Raw genomic sequence first — 19,684 nt, 5'->3', positions numbered from 1 at the left:
TTATATATAATAAAAAAAAAATCCACTTTGATTTAAATAAAATCAAAGTGGATTTTTTGTTTTCAAAAGATTGACTTAATTATTTGCTTTCTTTTTGTTCTTTTAGCAAATCACGAATTTCCATTAGGTAGTTCTCAGCTGTGTTAATTTGTGTTTCTTCTTCCTCTTCTTCACTTTGTTTACCAAGTGAACGCATCTTATTAATTGCCTTAACAATAAGGAAGATTACAAACATAATCATAATAAATTCGATAATTGAGTTTATGAACATACCAAACTTGAAGTTTGCATTTCCTATTCTTAATACAATTGAAGATAAATCAACTTGCCCTAGGAATAGACCTAATAATGGGTTAATTAAGTTGGCTACAAGTGATCCGGCAAGATCTTTAAATGCACCACCAACAATAACACCGACGGCCATGTCAATAACACTTCCTCTTGAAATGAATTCTTTAAATTCTTTCAAAAAACTTCTCACAATAATTTCCTCCAAATATACAATACTAATGGTAATTATAGCAGAATAATTAAAGGATATTCAATAAAGAGAAAGTGAAATTTTTATTTTTCTTCTTTATATTCTTTTTTAATTTCAGAAAGATCAGTTAATTGTAATTTTTCATCGATTTCTTCAGTCATTTTTTCTTTAGTTTCATCTGACCAATTAAAATAAGTTTGCATGTAATTAATTACTGGAGTTTTTACACTCTTCATATGATTTATATCAAATAACATCTGACTGCTACGTCTTAACAGATAGTCAATAGGGTGCTCAACCATTTCGTATTCTAGACCGTATTGCACCATAGCATAATCAACTCTGTCTAATCCTGATTTGGTTTTTGTTTCGGGTAGAAGAGAAAAAACAATTGGAGCATTTGAGCCATAACGTTGTACGATTTTTTCAGCATCTTCGCGACTCAAGTCAAATTCGGCAATTCCTTTTTTTACAGTTTCATGGAAATAGTTATCCCAGCCTTTATCACCGCCTACATCTCCTCCTGAAAGAGGCATATTAACTGTGTGTTTTTGTTGGAATACATAGTCTGTTTCGTCTTCAAGTTGATGGGCAACTTTATTAACGATTTTTTCAGCCATTTTACGGTATCCAGTTAATTTACCGCCAGCAATTGAAAGCAAGCCACTTTCTGATTGGAATATTTCGTCTTTTCTAGAAATTTCTGAAGGGGATTTTCCTTCTTCTTGAATTAGTGGTCGTACTCCTGACCAACCTGATTCAACGTCTTCAGGAGTTAGTTTTTGAGGAAGTGAAAACATTTGATTTGCTGCAGCAAGAATATAAGTTACATCTTCTTTAGTGATATCTGGTTCTTTAGGATCTTCTGTCCAAGTAGTATCAGTGGTTCCGATGTAAGTTTTTCCTTCACGAGGTATTGCAAACATCATACGATTATCGTGGAAAGGTGTATCAAAAAATAATGAGTTGGAAATAGGGAATTTTTCATGATCAATTACAAGATGAACACCTTTTGTTAAGTGTAGATGCTTGCCTGTATTTGAACCATCCATTTCGCGAATGTCATCAACCCAAGGACCACTTGCATTAATAACTTTTTTTGCGTGCACCTCAAAAATATCACCTGTTAAAGTGTCTTGAGCCTTGACCCCGCTTACCTTATTATCAGTGTATAATAAGTCGATTACTTTAACATAGTTAGCAATTAATGCACCTTTTTCACTTGCCTTTTTCACTACTTCAAGAGTTAAACGCGCATCGTCTGTACGGTATTCTACATAGACCCCAGTACCTTTTAATCCGTCACCTTTAATATATGGCTCACGGGTTAGTGAGTCTTCAGGATTTAGCATAAATTTTCTTTCGGATTTTTTAACTCTGGCTAATCTATCATATACATCAAGCCCAATTGCAGTTGTGAAAGGACCAAAAGTACCACCTTTATAAAAAGGAAGCATCATTTTTAATGGAGTAGTGACTGCTGGTGCATTGTTATAAACAATGGCACGTTCTTGACCAACTTCAGCTACTTCTTTAATAGCAGCTTGTTTTAAATATCTTAGTCCACCGTGAACGAGTTTGGTAGATCTACTCGATGTTCCTGAAGCAAAGTCACGCATTTCCAGCATAGCTGTCTGAATACCTCTGGTCTGTGCATCGAGAGTAATACCACTACCAGTGATACCACCACCTATTACAAGTAGATCAGTTTGTTCTTCTTGCATTTTTTTTATATTATCAGTTCTTGTTTCATTTGAAAATTTCATTATTTTACCTCCAAGAATTTTACTTACACTTATAATAATAAAACATCTCGCACTCGTTTGAAAGCGGTACCACTACTTATAAATAAAATAAAACTACCAAAAAGGTAGTTTATATTAATTGGTTATTATTTATATGTGACTGAAATTCATCATAATAGCTATCAAATATACTATTTCTAGTTTTTGTCAGCATTTGTTTAGGGAAGAATAAACGCTCATCTTTAGAGATTTTATCTGAAATCGATGCTACTAGATAACTAAGAGTAGATAATTCATTTAATGTTCCATCTTCTTGGATGATTTCAATAGGTGTTTTAGGCTCGTTATATGCGTCATATGGAAGATCTGAACTATTATTAATTGCTGTGTAGTATTGTTTATCAAAGCCGCATTTTTCCACTAAATCTTTCATATTTGGTATTAAATATTTAGTAGAGTCTGTAAATTGAATTGACTTAAAAGGATGTCTATTTAAAAATCTTCTTGTTAAGTCTTTTAAAATTTTATCAGGATGATCAATCCATAGATTAAAGTAAGTGTTCAATACACCATCGTCAAGGCGTAAATAATCATTAACAGATACATTTTTTTCGAAGAATGGGACTAATAAGCTTGGCATATCAAAGCCTTCCATATCTCCATTTTCATAAAGTGTTTTGGCTCTTTGAAGTAGATTAGTTAAAATCACCTCCATGCCTCTTGATACTGGGTGAAAATAAATTTGCTGATACATTTGAAATCTTGCTAAGATGTAATCTTCAACAGCATGCATTCCATCAGTTTCAAAAGCAATTCCTTCTTTGTAAGGTCGCATTACTCGTAAAACTCGGGTCAAATCAAACATACCATAATTTGTTCCAGTATTATATGCATCACGAAGTAGATAATCCATTCTATCAGCATCAAGTTGACTAGATATTATTTGAACGACTTGAGGATTAGGATATGTTTTTTTTATAACACTTGCAACTCTTTCAGGAAAATTAGAAGCGACTTTTCTTAGAACGGCGTTGATTTCAGTTTTTTCATTTGTAATTATTTCTTGAGTCCATTGCTCGTGGTCAGTGTCAAAAATATGCTCAAATGTATGAGAATAAGGACCATGCCCTACATCGTGAAGTAAGGCAGCACAAAGTGCAACGATACGTTCTTCATCATTCCAAAGACCGTCTTCTTTTGAATGGCTAGGATAGTTTCTTTTAAAATTGTCACATATTTGACGTGTTATTTCATAAACTCCAATACTATGTGTAAAACGAGTATGTTCAGCCCCATGAAATGTGAAAGAAGATGTACCTAGTTGTTTTATTCTACGTAGTCGTTGAAATTCTTTAGTATTAATTAAATCTAAAATAACTTTATGTTCAATATGTATGTAGTTATGAATTGGATCTCTAAAAACTTTTTCTCTTGGAAGGTATATTATATTATCCATTTTTAACCTCTATAAAATAATATTTTTATTTCTGGTTTTTAAATCATTTAAAGCGATATCTAATTGTTCTTGATATTCTTGTGTCTGAGTATACAAGTTAAGGGTTTTTGAGTCTAATTTAATGGTGGGTAAAGAATTAAAAATTGATTTTTTATATTCCTCAATAGACATATGTTTATTAAGCAAGACATCTAAATTTTCCATTACGGCTGGATCAACATCTGGATAAGTATATTTCTCGTTTTTTGGAATATTGCTTTTTGAATAAAAGTTTTTAATTAATAAACTTCTTTTATTTTGATTACCTGTAATGCTTAAATATGCCATGACAACAATACCATTAGTTACTCGTCGCTGTGAAATTCCTGCAAATTTTTTTCCGTTAATACTTAAATCAAAATCTCCTGGACAATACGAATTGGCAATTTCTTTAACGTCGATTTTTTTTTCTGGTATTGAAAGTTGTATTAAATCAACCATTATCTGATAAGCAGAATCGATGGATAGATTATATTTTTTTCTTGGGATAAATAAAGAAATATTTAGTATGTCTTTATCATTAATTACAGCAAGCCCACCAGAATTTCTTACAAAGTATTTGTAATTATTTTTTTTAAAAATTTTTAGGCCTTCGGTTAGGTTAGGTAGACGTTGATCAGTCATTCCAAGAATTACTGTGTCATCCATTGTCCAAAAATTTAAAATTGTATCTGATTCTAAAGATTTTAATAAAACATTATTTTCAGCAAACGGTAAATAAATTTTGGTTGGTTGTTTGTAATTTCGGTCGTATAATAACAAAGTATCTAAATTTTTTAACATAACTATCTCCTGATTACTATTATATAAGAAAGTACGTAAAATGAATAATTCTAAACAGATAAAAGTTAAATTAGAAACATTAATAAAACAAGATGAAAACATTGATTCATTTACAATTGAATCTGAAGGGACTATTGAGTCTTTTAAAGATAGACATGTAATACAATTTTTAGAAGAAAACTCTGAGAATATATTTAATATTCGTTTTGATCTAATGAAAACTGGAGAGGTCTTATTAAATAGACAATCAAAAAATAGGCAAGAAATGTCTGATTTTTACTTTAAAGAACAAGATCAAAAAGATGTTATTTATAAAACTATTTATGGTACGATGAATTTAATTGCTAAAACCCTAAAAATAAATATAAATTTGGACGAAAAATCTGAAAAAGGTGAGATTAAGATTCAATATAATTTATATAATCAAGATCAAATACTTGGAGAATATAAGTTACGATTGATTTTTAGGGGGTAAATAGGTTAATATTATAAGAAGGCTGTTTGAAAGGACGTGGACCCGTGAAATTAGATATTTTCGATGGTCAACTTAAAGATGAATTATCAATGATTGAAGTTGCCCATGCTATTCTCGAACAAAAAGAAGAAGCAATCTCATTCGCTGATTTAGTTAACATGATCCAAGAATTCTTGGAAAAAGATGACTCAGACGTTAGAGATCAACTTCCACAATTTTATACAGATTTAAATAATGATGGTAGTTTTATATCATTAGGTGATAATGTTTGGGCATTACGTAAATGGTATGCTGTAGATTCAATTGATGAAGAAGTAAATCACCCAGAAGATATGGGAGATGAACCAACAATTAATACAGGTGCTAAAGTTAATGCATTCTTAAATGATGATGCAGAAGATGATGATGTTGTTGATTATGACGACGATGATGCAGATGATGACGATACTGTAATCGGTGCTGGTGAAGGACCTGATTTATCTAAGTTTACTAATAGTGATTTAACTTTAGATGATGACGATGATGAAGATAAAAGCGATGATTTACCAGACGGAATTGAAGGTCAACTAACTGAATTTGATGATGCAGATGATGAAGATATTGACCTTGATGAAGAAGATGACGACGAAGACGATGATGAAGAATAAAAAAATAGCATTTTTTATTTGACGAATCGACTATATATCTATATTATATTGTTTGGGCTCTTAAGAGACGTCTTAAATAACAAGCTCCCTGTTCGAAATGAATAGGGGGCTTGTTTTATATTTAAGAAGAGTTGCTACCTCAAGTTGTGTACATAAGAAAGGAATAGATTTTATGACTAAATATATTTTTGTTACTGGTGGAGTTGTGTCATCATTAGGTAAGGGAATTGTTGCTGCTTCATTAGGAAGATTATTAAAGAATCGTGGATTGAAAGTAACTGTTCAAAAATTTGATCCATATATAAATATTGATCCTGGAACAATGAGCCCATATCAGCATGGTGAGGTTTTTGTAACGGATGATGGAACAGAAACTGACTTGGATCTTGGTCATTATGAAAGATTTATTGATAATAACTTGAATAAATATTCAAATGTTACTACAGGTAAAATCTATTCAGAAGTATTGAAAAAAGAACGCCGTGGAGATTACCAAGGCGCAACAGTTCAAGTAATACCACATATTACAAATATGATTAAGGAAAAAATAATGCGTGCAGCCTCAACAACAGACTCAGACGTAATTATTACTGAAATTGGTGGAACTGTTGGTGATATTGAATCTCTTCCATACTTAGAAGCATTACGTCAAATGAAAGCTGAAGTTGGTGCAGAGAACTGTATCTATATTCATACGACTTTAATTCCATACTTACGTGCTGCAGGAGAAATGAAAACCAAACCAACTCAACATAGTGTAAAAGAACTTCGTGGAGTTGGTATTCAACCTAATATCTTGGTCGTAAGAACTGAAAAAGAAGTTCCTCAATCAATGAAAGATAAAATTGCATCATTTTGTGATGTATCACCAGATGCAGTAATTGAATCACGCGATGTGGATACTTTGTATTCAATACCATTAAACTTACAAAAGCAAAATATGGATCAAATAGTTTGTGATTATTTACATATAGAAACTCCAAAGGCAGATATGACATCTTGGAAAAACTTAGAGCAACGTGTTTTGAATTTAAAACATACAACAAATATCACATTAGTTGGTAAATATGTTGAGTTACAAGATGCATATATTTCTGTTACAGAAGCATTAAAACATGCCGGATATGTATATAATTCAGATGTTAAAATCACAAAGATAAAAGCAGAAGATATTACAAAAGATAATGTTGATGAAATGCTAAAAGATAGTGATGGGATAATTGTCCCTGGTGGTTTTGGTGATCGTGGATTAGAAGGAATGATCGAATCAATTAGATATGCTAGAGAAAACGATGTTCCTTATTTAGGAGTTTGTCTAGGTATGCAAATGGCATGTATTGAATTTGCTAGAAATGTTGTGGGTATTAAAGATGCAACAACTGGTGAAGTTGATGAAAATGCTGCCAATAAAGTTATTGATTTGATGGCAGATCAACAAGGTGTAAGAGAAATTGGTGGAACTTTACGTTTAGGCCTATATCCATGTAAACTAAAAGAAGGTTCAAAAGCTAAAGAGTTGTATGACAATCAAGATGAAATTCAAGAACGTCATCGTCATCGTTATGAGTTTAATAATGATTATCGTGAAGAATTTGAAAATAAAGGATTTGTATTTTCAGGGCTATCTCCAGATGGACGTTTAGTTGAAGTAATTGAAAACCCAAATAATAAATTCTTTGTTGCTGCACAATATCATCCAGAGTTCTTATCAAGACCAAATCGTCCAGAAGGATTATTTAAGGCATTTATTGGAGCTGCATCTGATTTAGAAGAATCAGAATTTTAATTGTAAATCATTAGAAAAATAGGTATATTAGATAGAGTATATTTAAAGGATTAGTTGGACTAAAAAATGCAAAAAATTGTTATTAATGGTGGAAAAAAAATATCAGGTGAAGTATCAATTGGTGGGGCAAAGAATAGTACAGTTGCTCTTATTCCTGCTGCTATTTTATCCGACTCAAAAGTTGTTTTAGATTGCGTACCCCGAATAAGGGATGTTTACAATCTAATGGATATTCTAAGTGATATGAATGTCCAATCAGAATTTCGTGAGGATATATTAACAATTGACCCAACAGAAATGGAATTTGGTCCACTCCCAGATGATAAAGTTACGTCTTTACGTGCGTCATATTATTTTATGGGTGCATTATTAGGTAAGTTTAATAAAGCCATTGTTGGATTACCCGGTGGTGATGATATTGGTCCTCGACCAATTGATCAACATATCAAGGGATTTGAAGCGCTTGGCGCAACTGTAGAAAATAAAAATGGAAATATTGTAATTGAAGCTAAAGATGGGTTACATGGTGCAAAGATATTTTTAGATATGGTATCCGTTGGAGCTACAATAAATATTATCTTAGCTGCAGTTAGGGCTAAGGGAGTAACTGTTATTGAAAATGCTGCAAAAGAACCTGAAATTATCGATTTGGCAACATTTTTAAATAATATGGGCGCTCAAATCAGAGGAGCTGGTACTGAAACAATTAGAATTTTGGGAGTTGATCAATTAAATTCCCATAATTCACATACCATTATCCCTGATCGAATTGAAGCAGGTACCTACTTAGCTATGGCAGCAGCAGTTGGTGATGGTGTTTTGGTTAAAAATATTATTGCGGAACATCTAGATGCATACATAGCAAAACTTGAAGAAATGGGTGTTCCTTTAGATGTTCATGAAGATAGTATTTATGTGCATCCCGTTGAAAGACTAAATAGTGTAAGAATTAAAACAATGCCATATCCTGGCTTTGCCACTGACTTGCAACAACCAATTACGCCTTTATTATTAAAAGCTGAAGGGCAAGGAATAATCTCTGATACTATTTATCCAAAAAGAATTAGACATATTCCACAGTTAGTAAAAATGGGAGCTGAAATAACCAACGAGAATGATTTAATTATTGTTGGCAAATCTAATCAGTTGCAAGGAGCTACAGTTACTGCTGATGAGATTCGAGCTGGAGCATGTCTTGTTACAGCCGGTTTAATGGCACAGGGTCAGACAGTCATTGAAAATGCTGAAAATGTTATGCGTGGATATGATCGCGTAATTTGGAAACTTAGAAATCTTGGAGCTGATGTATCCTTGATCGATGAAGATTAATCTGATATATTACTATTTACAATATAACTGAAAGGAAGTGAAGCCGTTGAGAAACTAAGTTGAAATAAGATTAAATATACGAATCAGTATGTTTATTTGCTTTTCAACTTAGTAGTATCAATGGCGAAACTTCGCCTATTTGACGCTACTTTTGTGGCGTCTTTTTTTGTTGAATAAGCTCGTACTGATTTAATAATACGAGGTGAACTATATGGGAACAATACAAATACAAAACTTAAATTTTAAATATTCTAATATGTCACAGAATCTGTTTGAAAATATAGATATACAAATAGATGAGACTTGGAAACTAGGTTTAATTGGAAGAAACGGCCGCGGAAAAACTACATTATTAAAAATAATTCAAAATCAACTAAGTTATGATGGGAAAATTTTAACTAATTTAAACTTTTCCTATTTTCCTAAAGACATTAAAAATCAAACTAGAAAAGTTGAAGAAATTATTTTTGAAATATCTAGTATCGAAGAATATGATTTATGGAAAATACAAATAGAATTTGAAAAATTGAATTTAGATAATGAAATCTTAAAAGAGCCTTACAATATTTTAAGTCCCGGACAGCAAACAAAAGTCCAGTTAGCAGCAATGTTTGTTAATGAAAGAGAGTTTCAGTTGTTAGATGAGCCAACAAATCATCTTGATATAAAAGGACGTCAGATTGTTCAAAAATATTTAAAATCTAAAAAGGGATTTATTGTTGTAAGTCATGATAGAGTGTTTTTAAATAATGTTGTTGATCACGTTATTTCAATAGATCGCAGCAATATAAGTGTATATAAGGGGAATTTTGATACTTGGGAAATAGAAAAAAATAAGCAAGATAAACACGAATTACAACAAAAAGAACAACTACAATCTGAAATTAAAAAAATGAAATTGTCAGCTACAAAAAAAGAAAATTGGTCTAAACAAAAAGAATCAGATAAATATAAAAAACAAGGTATGGAAAATGCCAAACTAGATAAAGGATTTATTGGATCACGGGCGGCAAGAGTGATGAAAAGAGCTAAACAAATAGAAAATAGAGCAAATAACGCTATCAATGAAAAAGAGTCATTACTTAAAAATATCGAAATAGATGAACCATTAAGTTTTAATTATTTAAATGACGTGCATTTTAAGGAAATAATTACTGCAGAAAATTTACAAATGGGATTTAATGGTAATGTTATAAATCAGCCTATTTCATTTAATTTAGAGCTTGGTAAAATTTTTACATTTATCGGTGAAAATGGCGTTGGAAAGTCAACGTTAATAAAAAGTATATTAAATAAAAGTAACGCAAAATTAACTGGAGAATTAAAAGTAAAGTCTAATCTTAAAATATCTTATCTGAGTCAAAATGCTAATGAATTAAATGGAACAATTGAAGAACTCAGCCAAGAAAAAAATATATCTAAAAATGAAATTTTTTCAAATTTAAGAAAATTAGGGTTTGAGAGGTCATTATTTAATTCGAAAATTGAGAGTATGAGCCAAGGACAAAAGAAAAAAGTTGCGTTAGCACTAAGTCTATTGGAACCCGCAAATATTTATATATGGGACGAGCCATTAAATTATTTAGATGTAATAACAAGAAGCCAAATTATTGAGGCTATTAAAAAATATCACCCTACTATGTTAGTAATTGAACATGATCAAGATTTCATTAATGGAATTTCTGATAAAAAAATTATATTTGAGAGTACTACTACTATTGAAAGTGATCAAAAAACATGTTAAACTTTTTAAATGTCAGTTAATAATCTCTAGACTGGCAAACAGTTTAGGGCAAAGGAGAAATTTACAATGAAAAAAGATATTCATCCAGATTTTCATCCAGTTGTGTTTATGGATTCATCAACTGGTGCTAAGTTCCTTGCAGGTTCAACAGTTAACTCAGAAGAAACTGTTGAATTTGAAGGTGCAGAATATCCATTGATTCGTGTTGAAATTTCATCAGATTCTCATCCATTCTACACAGGTAAACAAAAATTTGCTCAAGCAGATGGACGTATCGATCGTTTCAACAAGAAATATGGACTATCAAACAAATAAAAACAGCCAGTATGGCTGTTTTTTTGTTTTTATGTGAGGAAATTAATTATGATTATTACAAATAAAGACCTAAATAAAGAAGACTACAAGCAAATTGCTAACGTTTGGTTAGAATCAAATATTGAGTCACAGGATTTTATAAATAAAAAATATTGGCTTTCTAATCTCGGTTATGTTAAAAATGCTATGCAAAAATCTAAGATTTTCGCATATAAGATTGATGATGAAATACAAGGATTTATAGGACTTAATGATGACTATATCGAAGGAATTTTTGTAAAAAAAGAATACCGTAAACATGGTATTGGAAAGAAGTTATTAGAACAATTAAAAAGAGAGCATGATTTATTAAAACTATTCGTATACAAGAAAAATGAAGTAGCACTTCAATTTTATCTTTCTAATGGCTTTACTATTTTTAATGAATCAATCGAAGACGAAACAGGAGAAATTAGTGTTTCTATGGTTTGGAAAAAATAAAAAGAGCAGATAACTATCATTTATCTGCTCTTTTCGTGGTTTTTGTTGCGACTAAGAAATTTATTAATTCTAAGCAACTTGTACTTAAAAATACGGCACCATATCCTAATATACTCGATATACTTGAACCGAGTAATGGTCCTGTGACATTACCAATTGCTTGGAAGGATTGATTAAATCCAAATATTCTACCTGCAGATTCATGTGGAGAATTTTTAGCTATTAATGTTTGAACTTGTGGTATCAATGCTGCATCAGAAATACCAACAATAAATCTCAATACCATTAATTGATAGACGTTTGTCACAAAGCCTTGTGGCAGGTAAACTAAGAATGCCAGAATCAATCCAGACAAAAGAATTTTTTGAGTTCCTATTTTGTCACCTAAAGCACCAAACCTTGGAGCAGCAATTACTGTTGCTATTCCAGGAATGGCGGCTACAATTCCACTTATAAAAGCGACATTATTTCCACCGTGCAATAATTGTCTTACGTACAAACTTAAAATTGGGTTGATGGAATTATTAGATGCTTGGATAATCATGGTGGTTATAAACATTCCAAAAATAATTCGTTTGTTTGGTAAAGTACTAAATAACTCTTTTGCATTGATTTGATCATTTTTTTCAACAGGTTTAAAATCTTCATGAACAAAAAATAATGAGAGTAAAAATGCGATAAATAATACAGCACCTGTAATCATAAAGGGAACTCTATATCCGTAAATTTGAGCAACCGCTCCACCAATCATTGGTCCTAATAATGATCCAGATACATTTCCAGTTGTAAGAGTACCTAAAGCTCTACCTGATTCTTCTTTAGGAGTTGTAGTGGCAATTAAAGTATTTGCATTACTGATAAATCCTGAAAATACACCTTGTAATGTTCTTAAAGCTAATAATTGATAGACATTTGTTACCATAGAACAAAGGGCTAGAACAATCGACATTCCTAATGCTGCTCTTAATAACATTAATTTACGGCCCTTGCGATCAGCGATTCTTCCCCAAATTGGAGAAATGAATGCCATAACTAAAAATGTAGATGAAAAAACTGCCCCTGACCAAAGGTTTAATTGGGTTTTGGTGAAACTTCCTAATTCATCGATATATAAAGACATGAATGGGGTGATCATTGAAAAACCAATCCCCACCATAAAATTTCCAAACCATAAAACCTGTAAATTACGTTTCCACTGTGGTTTTGATTTTGAAAAGAAATTTGAAATACGCCCCAAGTTTTACACCTCCAATTCAAGGTTTCTTTTTTATTGAATTTCAATATATATTAAAAGTATAATATTGTAGAAATTAATAGACAATTTAATAATTATAGTACAACAATTCTTAGGAGTACAATTAATGAAGTTATCAGTTAAAGAAATATTAAAAGCTTTAAATTCAAAACAAGTTATAAAAGAAGATGAAGTAATTGTTACAAATGCTTGTTTTGACAGTAGAAAAGTAATACAAGGATCATTATTTATTCCACTTGCAGGTAATAGAGATGGACATGAATTTGTTATTAAAGCTCAAGAATTCGGTGCAACAGCAAGTTTTTGGCAAAAAGATCGAGAGATTCCTACTAATATAAATATACCGCTTATCTTAGTTGATGATGTGTTATCTGCTCTTCAAACTTTGGCAAAATATTATTTGAATAAAGTAAATCCCAAAGTTGTAGCAATTACAGGAAGTAATGGTAAGACAACTACTAAAGATATGGTTGCTTCAATATTAAGTTCAGAAATGAACGTAGTTTATACATATGCAAATTATAATAATGAAATTGGTGTGCCAATAACGGTACTTAATATGGAAACAAATACCGAAACCTTAGTAGTTGAACTTGGGATGGATCGTCCTGGACAAATAGATGCTTTAAGTGAATTAGTACAGCCTGATATTGCTGTTATAACAATGGTTGGAGAGGCACATATTGAATTTTTTGGTACAAGAGATAAAATCGCTGATGCTAAAATGGAGATAACTAATCATCTAAGAGAAGATGGAGTATTTATTTTTAATGGTGATGACGATTTATTACTAGAAAAATCCAAAAAGGTATCACAAAAAATGATTACCTTTGGATTTAATGAATCAAATGATATATATCCAATAAGTTATGATAGTAAAAAAACAGATACTAGTTTTGAATTAAATATTTATGAAGATAGTCAGTTTATCTTGCCTCTAATGGGAGATTACAATGTCAAAAATGCTATGGCTTCAATAGCTGTTGCAAATGAGTTTCAGATTCCAGTAATAGCAATAAAAGAACAATTAAAAAAATTCATTCCAACAAAAAATAGAACCGAGTGGAAAAAAGCGTTTAATGGAGCTGACATTTTAAGCGATGTTTATAATTCTAATCCTACAGCGGTTAAAGATGTATTGCTGAATCTTAAAAAAATTCCGACAAGTGGAAGAAGAGTGGTTGTTTTAGGTGATATGCTCGAGCTAGGAGAGCAATCAAAAAGTTTACATGAATCACTTTTTGATTATTTAGATCCAAAATATTTTCAAGAGATATATCTTATTGGATCAGATATGAACTATTTGAAGAAAAAATTAAATACAAAGTATGACAAGTTACAAGTTAAGTATTTTGAAAAAACACAATTAGAAGAATTATCCATGGCGATTAAGACTGATTTAAAACCAGAAGATATCATTTTACTGAAAGCAAGTAACGGTATTCATTTGAATAAAGTACTGGAGCAAATACAAAAATAGTAAAATGGTTGATATTATAGGTTTTCAGTGGTAATATTATTTAGTGCGTTTTCAGAAAGCAAATTGAAAATAGTAACAATAAATATTCCAGGAGGAAAACATTTGAAATTTAATGAGCTAAATTTAAGCCCTGAAATTTTAAAAGGAATTCAAGAAGCAGGGTTTGAAGAAGCTACTCCTATCCAAGCCGAAACAATTCCTTTGGTAATTAAAGGAAATGACGTAATTGGACAAGCCCAAACAGGTACAGGGAAGACAGCTGCTTTTGGGTTGCCATTGTTGGATAAAGCAGATACAAAGGATAATCATATTCAAACGTTGATTATTTCACCTACACGAGAGTTAGCTATTCAAACACAAGAAGAATTATACAAGCTTGGCAAGCCTAAAAGAGCTAAGGTACAAGCAGTGTATGGTGGATCAGATATTAGAAGACAAATAAATAATTTGAAAAATCATCCGCAAATTCTTGTAGGGACACCAGGAAGGTTATTGGATCATATCAATAGAAAGACTGTACGTTTAGAACATGTTACAACTATTGTTCTAGATGAAGCTGATGAAATGCTAGATATGGGATTCATTGAAGATATCCAAAGCATTTTAGAAACTGTTCCTAATGAACATCAAACATTGTTATTTTCAGCAACAATGCCAAAACCAATTTTAAATATCACAAAGAGATTTATGAAAGATCCCGAAGTGGTTAAAATTAAGTCAAAAGAATTAACAGCAAAAAATATTAAACAATATTTTGTTAAGTCAAAAGACTTTGAAAAATTTGATATCATGACAAGAATTTTTGACGTTCAAGCACCAGAAAAATCAATAATATTTGGTAGAACTAAAAGACGTGTTGATGAATTAACAAGAGGATTACAAGCTCGCGGATACAGAGCAGAAGGTCTTCATGGTGATTTATCACAACAAAAGAGAATGTCAGTGCTTCGTCAATATAAAGAAGGTAAGCTAGAATTTCTTATTGCGACAGATGTTGCAGCACGTGGATTAGATATTTCTAACGTAACCCATGTTTATAATTACGATATTCCACAAGATCCAGATAGTTATGTTCATCGTATAGGAAGAACGGGGCGTGCTGGTAAGTCAGGTATTGCTGTATCATTCATTACACCAAATGAAATGGGATATCTTCGTACGATTGAAGAACTTACAAAAGTAAGAATGGATCCTTTGCAGCCACCAACAGATCAAGAAGCACTTGTAGGACAATTCAATTCTGCTCGTAGTGAAGTTATTGATACAATTGAAAACAACGATTTAACAAAATATGAAGATTTTGCTAAAGATTTACTTGGACAGTATAGTGCAGAGCAACTAGTTGAAGCTTATATCAAAACAATTAGTAAAGATGCTGAAAACATTCCAGTAAAAATCACTCCAGAACGTCCATTGCCATCAAGAAAGAATAGTCGTAATAGACGTGGTAATGGTGGACATCATGGTAACAGAAACAATCGTGGTGGAAATGGAAAGAAACGTTTTAATGATCGCGATCATAGACGTGGTGGTAAAGACGGTAAGCCTAATCGTTCCAATGATTCTAGAAAAAATGGAAGTAGTAAAAAAGGTGAAAAACGTAAGAATCGTAATTTCACAATCAGAACAAATGCATAGATTTATGGTAAAATAGTGTATCCAATATGGTGCACTATTTTTTTGTGGGGTAGCTAAATGATAAAAGGATTTGGTATAGATTTAACTGAAATTTCTAGAATTAAAAAGCTAACAAAAGAGCACGATGGATTTATAGACAAAATTCTTACAAAAAGTGAGAAAAAAGAGTTAAAAAAATTTAGTGACAAAAGAAAGATTGAGTACTTAGCCGGTAGGTATTCAACAAAAGAATCCTTTTCAAAAGCGATAGGTACAGGTATAGGCAAACATGTATCTTTTCAAGATATTGAGGTTTTATCAGATCAATATGGTAAACCATATATAATAACAGATAAAATAAGTCAAAAAATTCATGTATCCATATCGCATACAGATGAATTAGTAATGACACAAGTGATAATAGAGGAGATATAATGGACTTTCCATCAATACATAGACCATCATATGTAGAAATAAACTTAAACAATATTAAAAAAAACATAAAAAATATACAGCATCACTTAAAAAATAATGAGGATATATTTGCGGTTGTTAAAGCAGATGCATACAGTCATGGACTTGTTGAAGTTTCAAGGGCTGCTATTGAATCTGGTGTAACTGGACTTTGTGTTGCAACCTTAGATGAAGCATTAACATTAAGAGAAGCTAGTATAATTGAGCCTATTTTAGTATTAGGAGTTACTGATGCTAAATATGCTCCTTTAGCAGCTCAACAAAATATTTCTTTAACAGTTGCGTCAAAAGGATGGCTTGCATTTACTCAAAACGAAAATTTTGATGGTTTAAAGGTACATATCAAAATTGATTCGGGAATGGGAAGAATAGGAATAACAAAGCGAGAAGAGCTTCTAGAAGCATGCGATATCTTAAAAAAAGATTCTCGATTTATCTCAGAGGGAATATTCACACACTTTGCTACTGCTGATGAACCTGATGATACTTATTTTCAATATCAACTTGATACTTTTAAAAAAATTACTAAAGATTTACCGATCAATTTTAAGTATAAGCATGTAGCTAATTCTGCAACGACTCTTTGGAGAGATGATTCTGGGTTTAATATGATTCGATTAGGAATTGCAATGTACGGTTTGAATCCTTCAGGAACTGCAATTGATTTGCCGTATGAAATAAAGCCAGCTTTTTCTTTACAAAGTGAAATAGTATTTGTAAAAAAAGTTAAGCCAAAAACAAAAATTGGATATGGTGCAACTTATGAAGCGCCCGAAGAAGAATGGATAGCCACTGTACCAATTGGTTATGCAGATGGTTGGTTAAGAAGAATGCAAGGATTTGAAGTCTTAGTAGATGGGAACCGTTGTCCAATAGTGGGACGTGTTTGTATGGATCAATTAATGATTAAATTACCTGGGCCATATGTTCCTGGAACTAAAGTAACCTTGCTTGGACAAAATGGTGACGATGAAGTAAGTATACAAGAAGCAGCAGATTATGCTGATACAATTAACTATGAAATAATTTGTTCGTTGTCATCAAGATTGCCAAGAATATATAAATAAAAACGCTGAATAATTATTCAGCATTTTTATTTTGTATTACAGATCCAGTTTGTAAGTCATCTATTTCAGCAATTTCAAAGCCTTTGCGATTTAGTTTTTTTGAAATTTTTTTTAATGTTTCTTCAGTTGTACCTGTTGGTAAAGTAAATAAAGTTCTTCTAACTCCAATTTCTTCACGAGCGTCTAAAGTCATACATCCACCAATTGATGCATATTTAGCTATTATTTTTGACATAGCTGCAAGATCACCTTGTTTACCATCAGAAAGTACTGTTAAAACGTAACTACTTAAATGTATGTTCCAAGCGTCAGATAACATATCTAATAGTTTGGAGTGAGTTAAAATGCCACTAAACATATTTTGCTCATCTAAGACTGCTATATAAGGTAGATCTTTAATATTAAAGAAAACTTTAAAAAAAGGAGAATCAATTTGAATGGTTTTTGTGGCATTTTTTAAAAGAGTAGTTACTGGTAAAGACATATCACCGCCGTTTGCTTTGTGTCGGTAAATATGCATTTTATATATGTTTCCTCTGAAAATTTTACCTGTTTTATCTACAATAGGAACGCAACGAAAACCAGATTCTTCTAGTATAGAAAGTGCTTCTTGCAAAGTGATATCCTCATTAACTGTTGTTAGTTTTTCCTTATTTAAAATTAAAGATTCTATAAGCATAATATGATCTACCTCTAAATATATTAAGATAATTTAATCTAGCTCATTTATATTAGCATAAAAATAGCCTTATTGCTCTATTAATAAATTAGAGAAAAACTAAGAGTAGAAAAATATTGTACAAAAAAAGCTCACTTTATTTTAAAGTGAACTTTTTTAAATTAATTATCTTTTGATATCTGTTGCAGCAAATCCATCTTCGATAACTTTGTTTAATGCACTAGCTGATGCATCCATTGCAGCTTTTTCTTTGTCATCAAGAGGAACTTCAATAATTTGTCTTAGACCATCTTTATTAACGATTGCAGGTGTTCCAACATAAACATCATTCAATCCATATTGACCTTCCATAAGAACTGAAAGTGGAAGAACTGTGTTTTCATCGTTAAGAAGTGCTTTACAAATACGTGCTAGAGCTGTACCAACACCGTAGAATGTAGCACCTTTACCGTTGATGATTTCGTAAGCAGCATTAACTGTACGTTCTTGAATTGCTTGAAGTTTTTCTTCAGTAAATGAACCTGGGTTAGCAGCCATCCATTCGCGAATTGTGATTCCACCAATTGTTAGATGAGACCATGCGGCAAATTCTGAATCACCGTGTTCACCTAAGATATAACCGTGAACTGAGCGAGGATCAACGTTGATTTCTTCAGCAACGAATTTACGTAAACGGTTTGAATCAAGTGAAGTACCTGAACCGATAACACGTTCTTTAGGGAATCCTGAAAGTTTGTATGTTGCGTATGTCAAGATATCAACTGGGTTAGCAGCAACAAGGAAAATACCATTAAATCCTGATTCAACAACAGGGTTAACGATTGATTTTAGAATGTTTAGATTTTTGTTAACAAGATCAAGTCTTGTTTCACCTGGTTTTTGAGGAGCACCAGCAGTGATAACAACAATATCAGCATCTTTAGCATCTGAATATTCACCACTTCTGATGTTCTTTGGAAATGAGTAAGGTGTAGCATCAGATAAATCTAATGCGTCCCCAACAGTTCTATCTTTAGCAATATCAACAATTACTATTTCTTGAGCGATACCTTGTAATGTCATTGCGTAAGCAAATGATGAACCAACAGCTCCATCACCTACAAGAATAACTTTTTGATGGTTCTTAGCGTTTGTAGCAGTCATAATAGGCCTCCTAATAAATTTACAAATATTATTATACTGTTTTTTTTATTATAAAAAAAGGTAAATAAGATAATTAAATGCTATTGCATGATATAATATTTAATATTGAAATGGTGGTAATAAAATGAAGTTAATAGTTGGATTAGGAAATCCTGGAAAAAAATACGATAAAACAAAACATAATATGGGATTTTTAGTTATCGATAGGTTGGTTGAAGAATTTGGTGAGCCGCTTAATAAAAATAACTTTGACGCTAAATATTGTCGCTTTAAATTTGAAGGAGAAGATATTTTTTTTGTTAAACCATTAACCTACATGAATGATTCTGGACGAGCTGTTGGAATGTTAATGGGATATTTTCAAATTCAAAAAGAAGAGTTATTAGTTATTCAAGACGATATGGACATGCCAATCGGTAAAATACGTCTAAGAGCTAAGGGGTCAGCTGGTGGACACAATGGCATAAAAAGTATTATTAATTCCGTTGGTGGTAATGACTTTAAAAGAATAAAAATAGGTATTCAACATCCAGACAAAAAAAGTGTTGTTGATTGGGTATTAACTCCTTTTAATAAAGATGATGAACCTGTTGCAATGGCTGGAGTAGATAAAGCCAAAGATGCTATTGTCGATTGGATTAAAGATGGGAATTTTGAAAAACTAATGAATCAGTATAATTAATTAAAAG

The 19,684-nt window shown here is 31.6% G+C and carries 19 protein-coding genes; 12 read left to right on the top strand and 7 right to left on the bottom strand.

Annotated elements, in window-relative coordinates; all coding sequences use genetic code 11:
- Positions 1–79: 79 nt before the first annotated feature.
- The 4 genes from mscL to ACUV9F_RS06270 all read right to left on the bottom strand — a co-directional run bounded on the left by mscL (position 80) and on the right by ACUV9F_RS06270 (position 4,504).
- Positions 80–481, bottom strand: a complete 402-nt coding sequence (gene mscL / locus ACUV9F_RS06285) for a large conductance mechanosensitive channel protein MscL (RefSeq protein ID WP_446183422.1) — start codon at positions 479–481, stop codon at positions 80–82.
- An 83-nt stretch (positions 482–564) separates the two neighbouring features.
- Entirely contained in the window at positions 565–2,247 is a 1,683-nt protein-coding gene (locus ACUV9F_RS06280) for a glycerol-3-phosphate dehydrogenase/oxidase (RefSeq protein ID WP_446183421.1), read from the bottom strand.
- Between the two features lie 109 nt (positions 2,248–2,356).
- Positions 2,357–3,682, bottom strand: coding sequence for an HD domain-containing protein (locus ACUV9F_RS06275; RefSeq protein WP_446183420.1), 1,326 nt, complete (start codon positions 3,680–3,682; stop codon positions 2,357–2,359).
- A 9-nt stretch (positions 3,683–3,691) separates the two neighbouring features.
- A complete protein-coding gene (locus ACUV9F_RS06270) occupies positions 3,692–4,504 on the bottom strand; it encodes a lipoate--protein ligase family protein (protein ID WP_446183419.1) in 813 nt (270 codons plus the stop codon).
- A gap of 40 nt (positions 4,505–4,544) precedes the next feature.
- On the opposite strand from ACUV9F_RS06270, the gene ACUV9F_RS06265 reads away from it, so the two are divergent.
- From ACUV9F_RS06265 to ACUV9F_RS06235, 7 genes are all read left to right on the top strand, one after another.
- Positions 4,545–4,979 carry a YwiB family protein gene (locus ACUV9F_RS06265; RefSeq protein WP_446183418.1) on the top strand — a complete coding sequence of 145 codons (435 nt, stop codon included), beginning with the start codon at positions 4,545–4,547 and terminating at the stop codon, positions 4,977–4,979.
- Between the two features lie 44 nt (positions 4,980–5,023).
- A complete protein-coding gene (rpoE, locus tag ACUV9F_RS06260; RefSeq protein WP_446183417.1) occupies positions 5,024–5,626 on the top strand; it encodes a DNA-directed RNA polymerase subunit delta in 603 nt (200 codons plus the stop codon).
- A 172-nt stretch (positions 5,627–5,798) separates the two neighbouring features.
- Positions 5,799–7,412: a CTP synthase gene (gene pyrG / locus ACUV9F_RS06255; protein ID WP_446183416.1), complete on the top strand. Its 1,614-nt coding sequence runs from the start codon at positions 5,799–5,801 to the stop codon at positions 7,410–7,412.
- Between the two features lie 66 nt (positions 7,413–7,478).
- Positions 7,479–8,741, top strand: coding sequence for a UDP-N-acetylglucosamine 1-carboxyvinyltransferase (gene murA, locus ACUV9F_RS06250; protein ID WP_446183415.1), 1,263 nt, complete (start codon positions 7,479–7,481; stop codon positions 8,739–8,741).
- A 211-nt stretch (positions 8,742–8,952) separates the two neighbouring features.
- Positions 8,953–10,485, top strand: coding sequence for a ribosomal protection-like ABC-F family protein (abc-f, locus tag ACUV9F_RS06245; RefSeq protein ID WP_446183414.1), 1,533 nt, complete (start codon positions 8,953–8,955; stop codon positions 10,483–10,485).
- A 66-nt stretch (positions 10,486–10,551) separates the two neighbouring features.
- Positions 10,552–10,800, top strand: a complete 249-nt coding sequence (locus tag ACUV9F_RS06240; protein WP_446183413.1) for a type B 50S ribosomal protein L31 — start codon at positions 10,552–10,554, stop codon at positions 10,798–10,800.
- Between the two features lie 48 nt (positions 10,801–10,848).
- A complete protein-coding gene (locus tag ACUV9F_RS06235) occupies positions 10,849–11,280 on the top strand; it encodes a GNAT family N-acetyltransferase (protein WP_446183412.1) in 432 nt (143 codons plus the stop codon).
- Positions 11,281–11,296: 16 nt separating this feature from the next.
- On the opposite strand, the gene ACUV9F_RS06230 is transcribed toward ACUV9F_RS06235, so the two are convergent.
- The gene (locus ACUV9F_RS06230) at positions 11,297–12,517 is read right to left on the bottom strand and encodes a multidrug efflux MFS transporter (RefSeq protein WP_446183411.1); all 1,221 of its coding nucleotides are present in this window, start codon (positions 12,515–12,517) and stop codon (positions 11,297–11,299) included.
- Between the two features lie 124 nt (positions 12,518–12,641).
- Between ACUV9F_RS06230 and ACUV9F_RS06225 the strand changes: the two genes are divergently transcribed.
- From ACUV9F_RS06225 to alr, 4 genes are all read left to right on the top strand, one after another.
- Positions 12,642–14,015, top strand: coding sequence for a UDP-N-acetylmuramoyl-tripeptide--D-alanyl-D-alanine ligase (locus ACUV9F_RS06225; RefSeq protein WP_446183410.1), 1,374 nt, complete (start codon positions 12,642–12,644; stop codon positions 14,013–14,015).
- Between the two features lie 102 nt (positions 14,016–14,117).
- Positions 14,118–15,653: a degradosome RNA helicase CshA gene (cshA, locus tag ACUV9F_RS06220; protein WP_446183409.1), complete on the top strand. Its 1,536-nt coding sequence runs from the start codon at positions 14,118–14,120 to the stop codon at positions 15,651–15,653.
- Between the two features lie 57 nt (positions 15,654–15,710).
- Positions 15,711–16,067, top strand: a complete 357-nt coding sequence (acpS, locus tag ACUV9F_RS06215; protein ID WP_446183408.1) for a holo-ACP synthase — start codon at positions 15,711–15,713, stop codon at positions 16,065–16,067.
- Positions 16,067–17,173 carry an alanine racemase gene (gene alr, locus ACUV9F_RS06210; RefSeq protein ID WP_446183407.1) on the top strand — a complete coding sequence of 369 codons (1,107 nt, stop codon included), beginning with the start codon at positions 16,067–16,069 and terminating at the stop codon, positions 17,171–17,173. The genes acpS and alr overlap by 1 nt, the downstream gene beginning before the upstream one ends.
- A 13-nt stretch (positions 17,174–17,186) precedes the next feature.
- Here alr and cbpA read toward each other — a convergent pair whose 3' ends face one another.
- Together cbpA and ACUV9F_RS06200 are read right to left on the bottom strand one after the other, a co-directional pair.
- The gene (gene cbpA, locus ACUV9F_RS06205; RefSeq protein ID WP_446183406.1) at positions 17,187–17,852 is read right to left on the bottom strand and encodes a cyclic di-AMP binding protein CbpA; all 666 of its coding nucleotides are present in this window, start codon (positions 17,850–17,852) and stop codon (positions 17,187–17,189) included.
- A 165-nt stretch (positions 17,853–18,017) separates the two neighbouring features.
- On the bottom strand, positions 18,018–18,995 hold the full coding sequence (locus tag ACUV9F_RS06200; RefSeq protein WP_446183405.1) for an L-lactate dehydrogenase: 978 nt from the start codon (positions 18,993–18,995) through the stop codon (positions 18,018–18,020).
- Between the two features lie 124 nt (positions 18,996–19,119).
- On the opposite strand from ACUV9F_RS06200, the gene pth reads away from it, so the two are divergent.
- A complete protein-coding gene (pth, locus tag ACUV9F_RS06195) occupies positions 19,120–19,677 on the top strand; it encodes an aminoacyl-tRNA hydrolase (protein WP_446183404.1) in 558 nt (185 codons plus the stop codon).
- Positions 19,678–19,684: the final 7 nt, after the last annotated feature.

Source organism: Daquilactobacillus linshuiensis (assembly GCF_052828685.1).
Note: the sequence above shows the minus strand (reverse complement) of the source record. Positions and strands in the feature narration are given on the sequence as shown.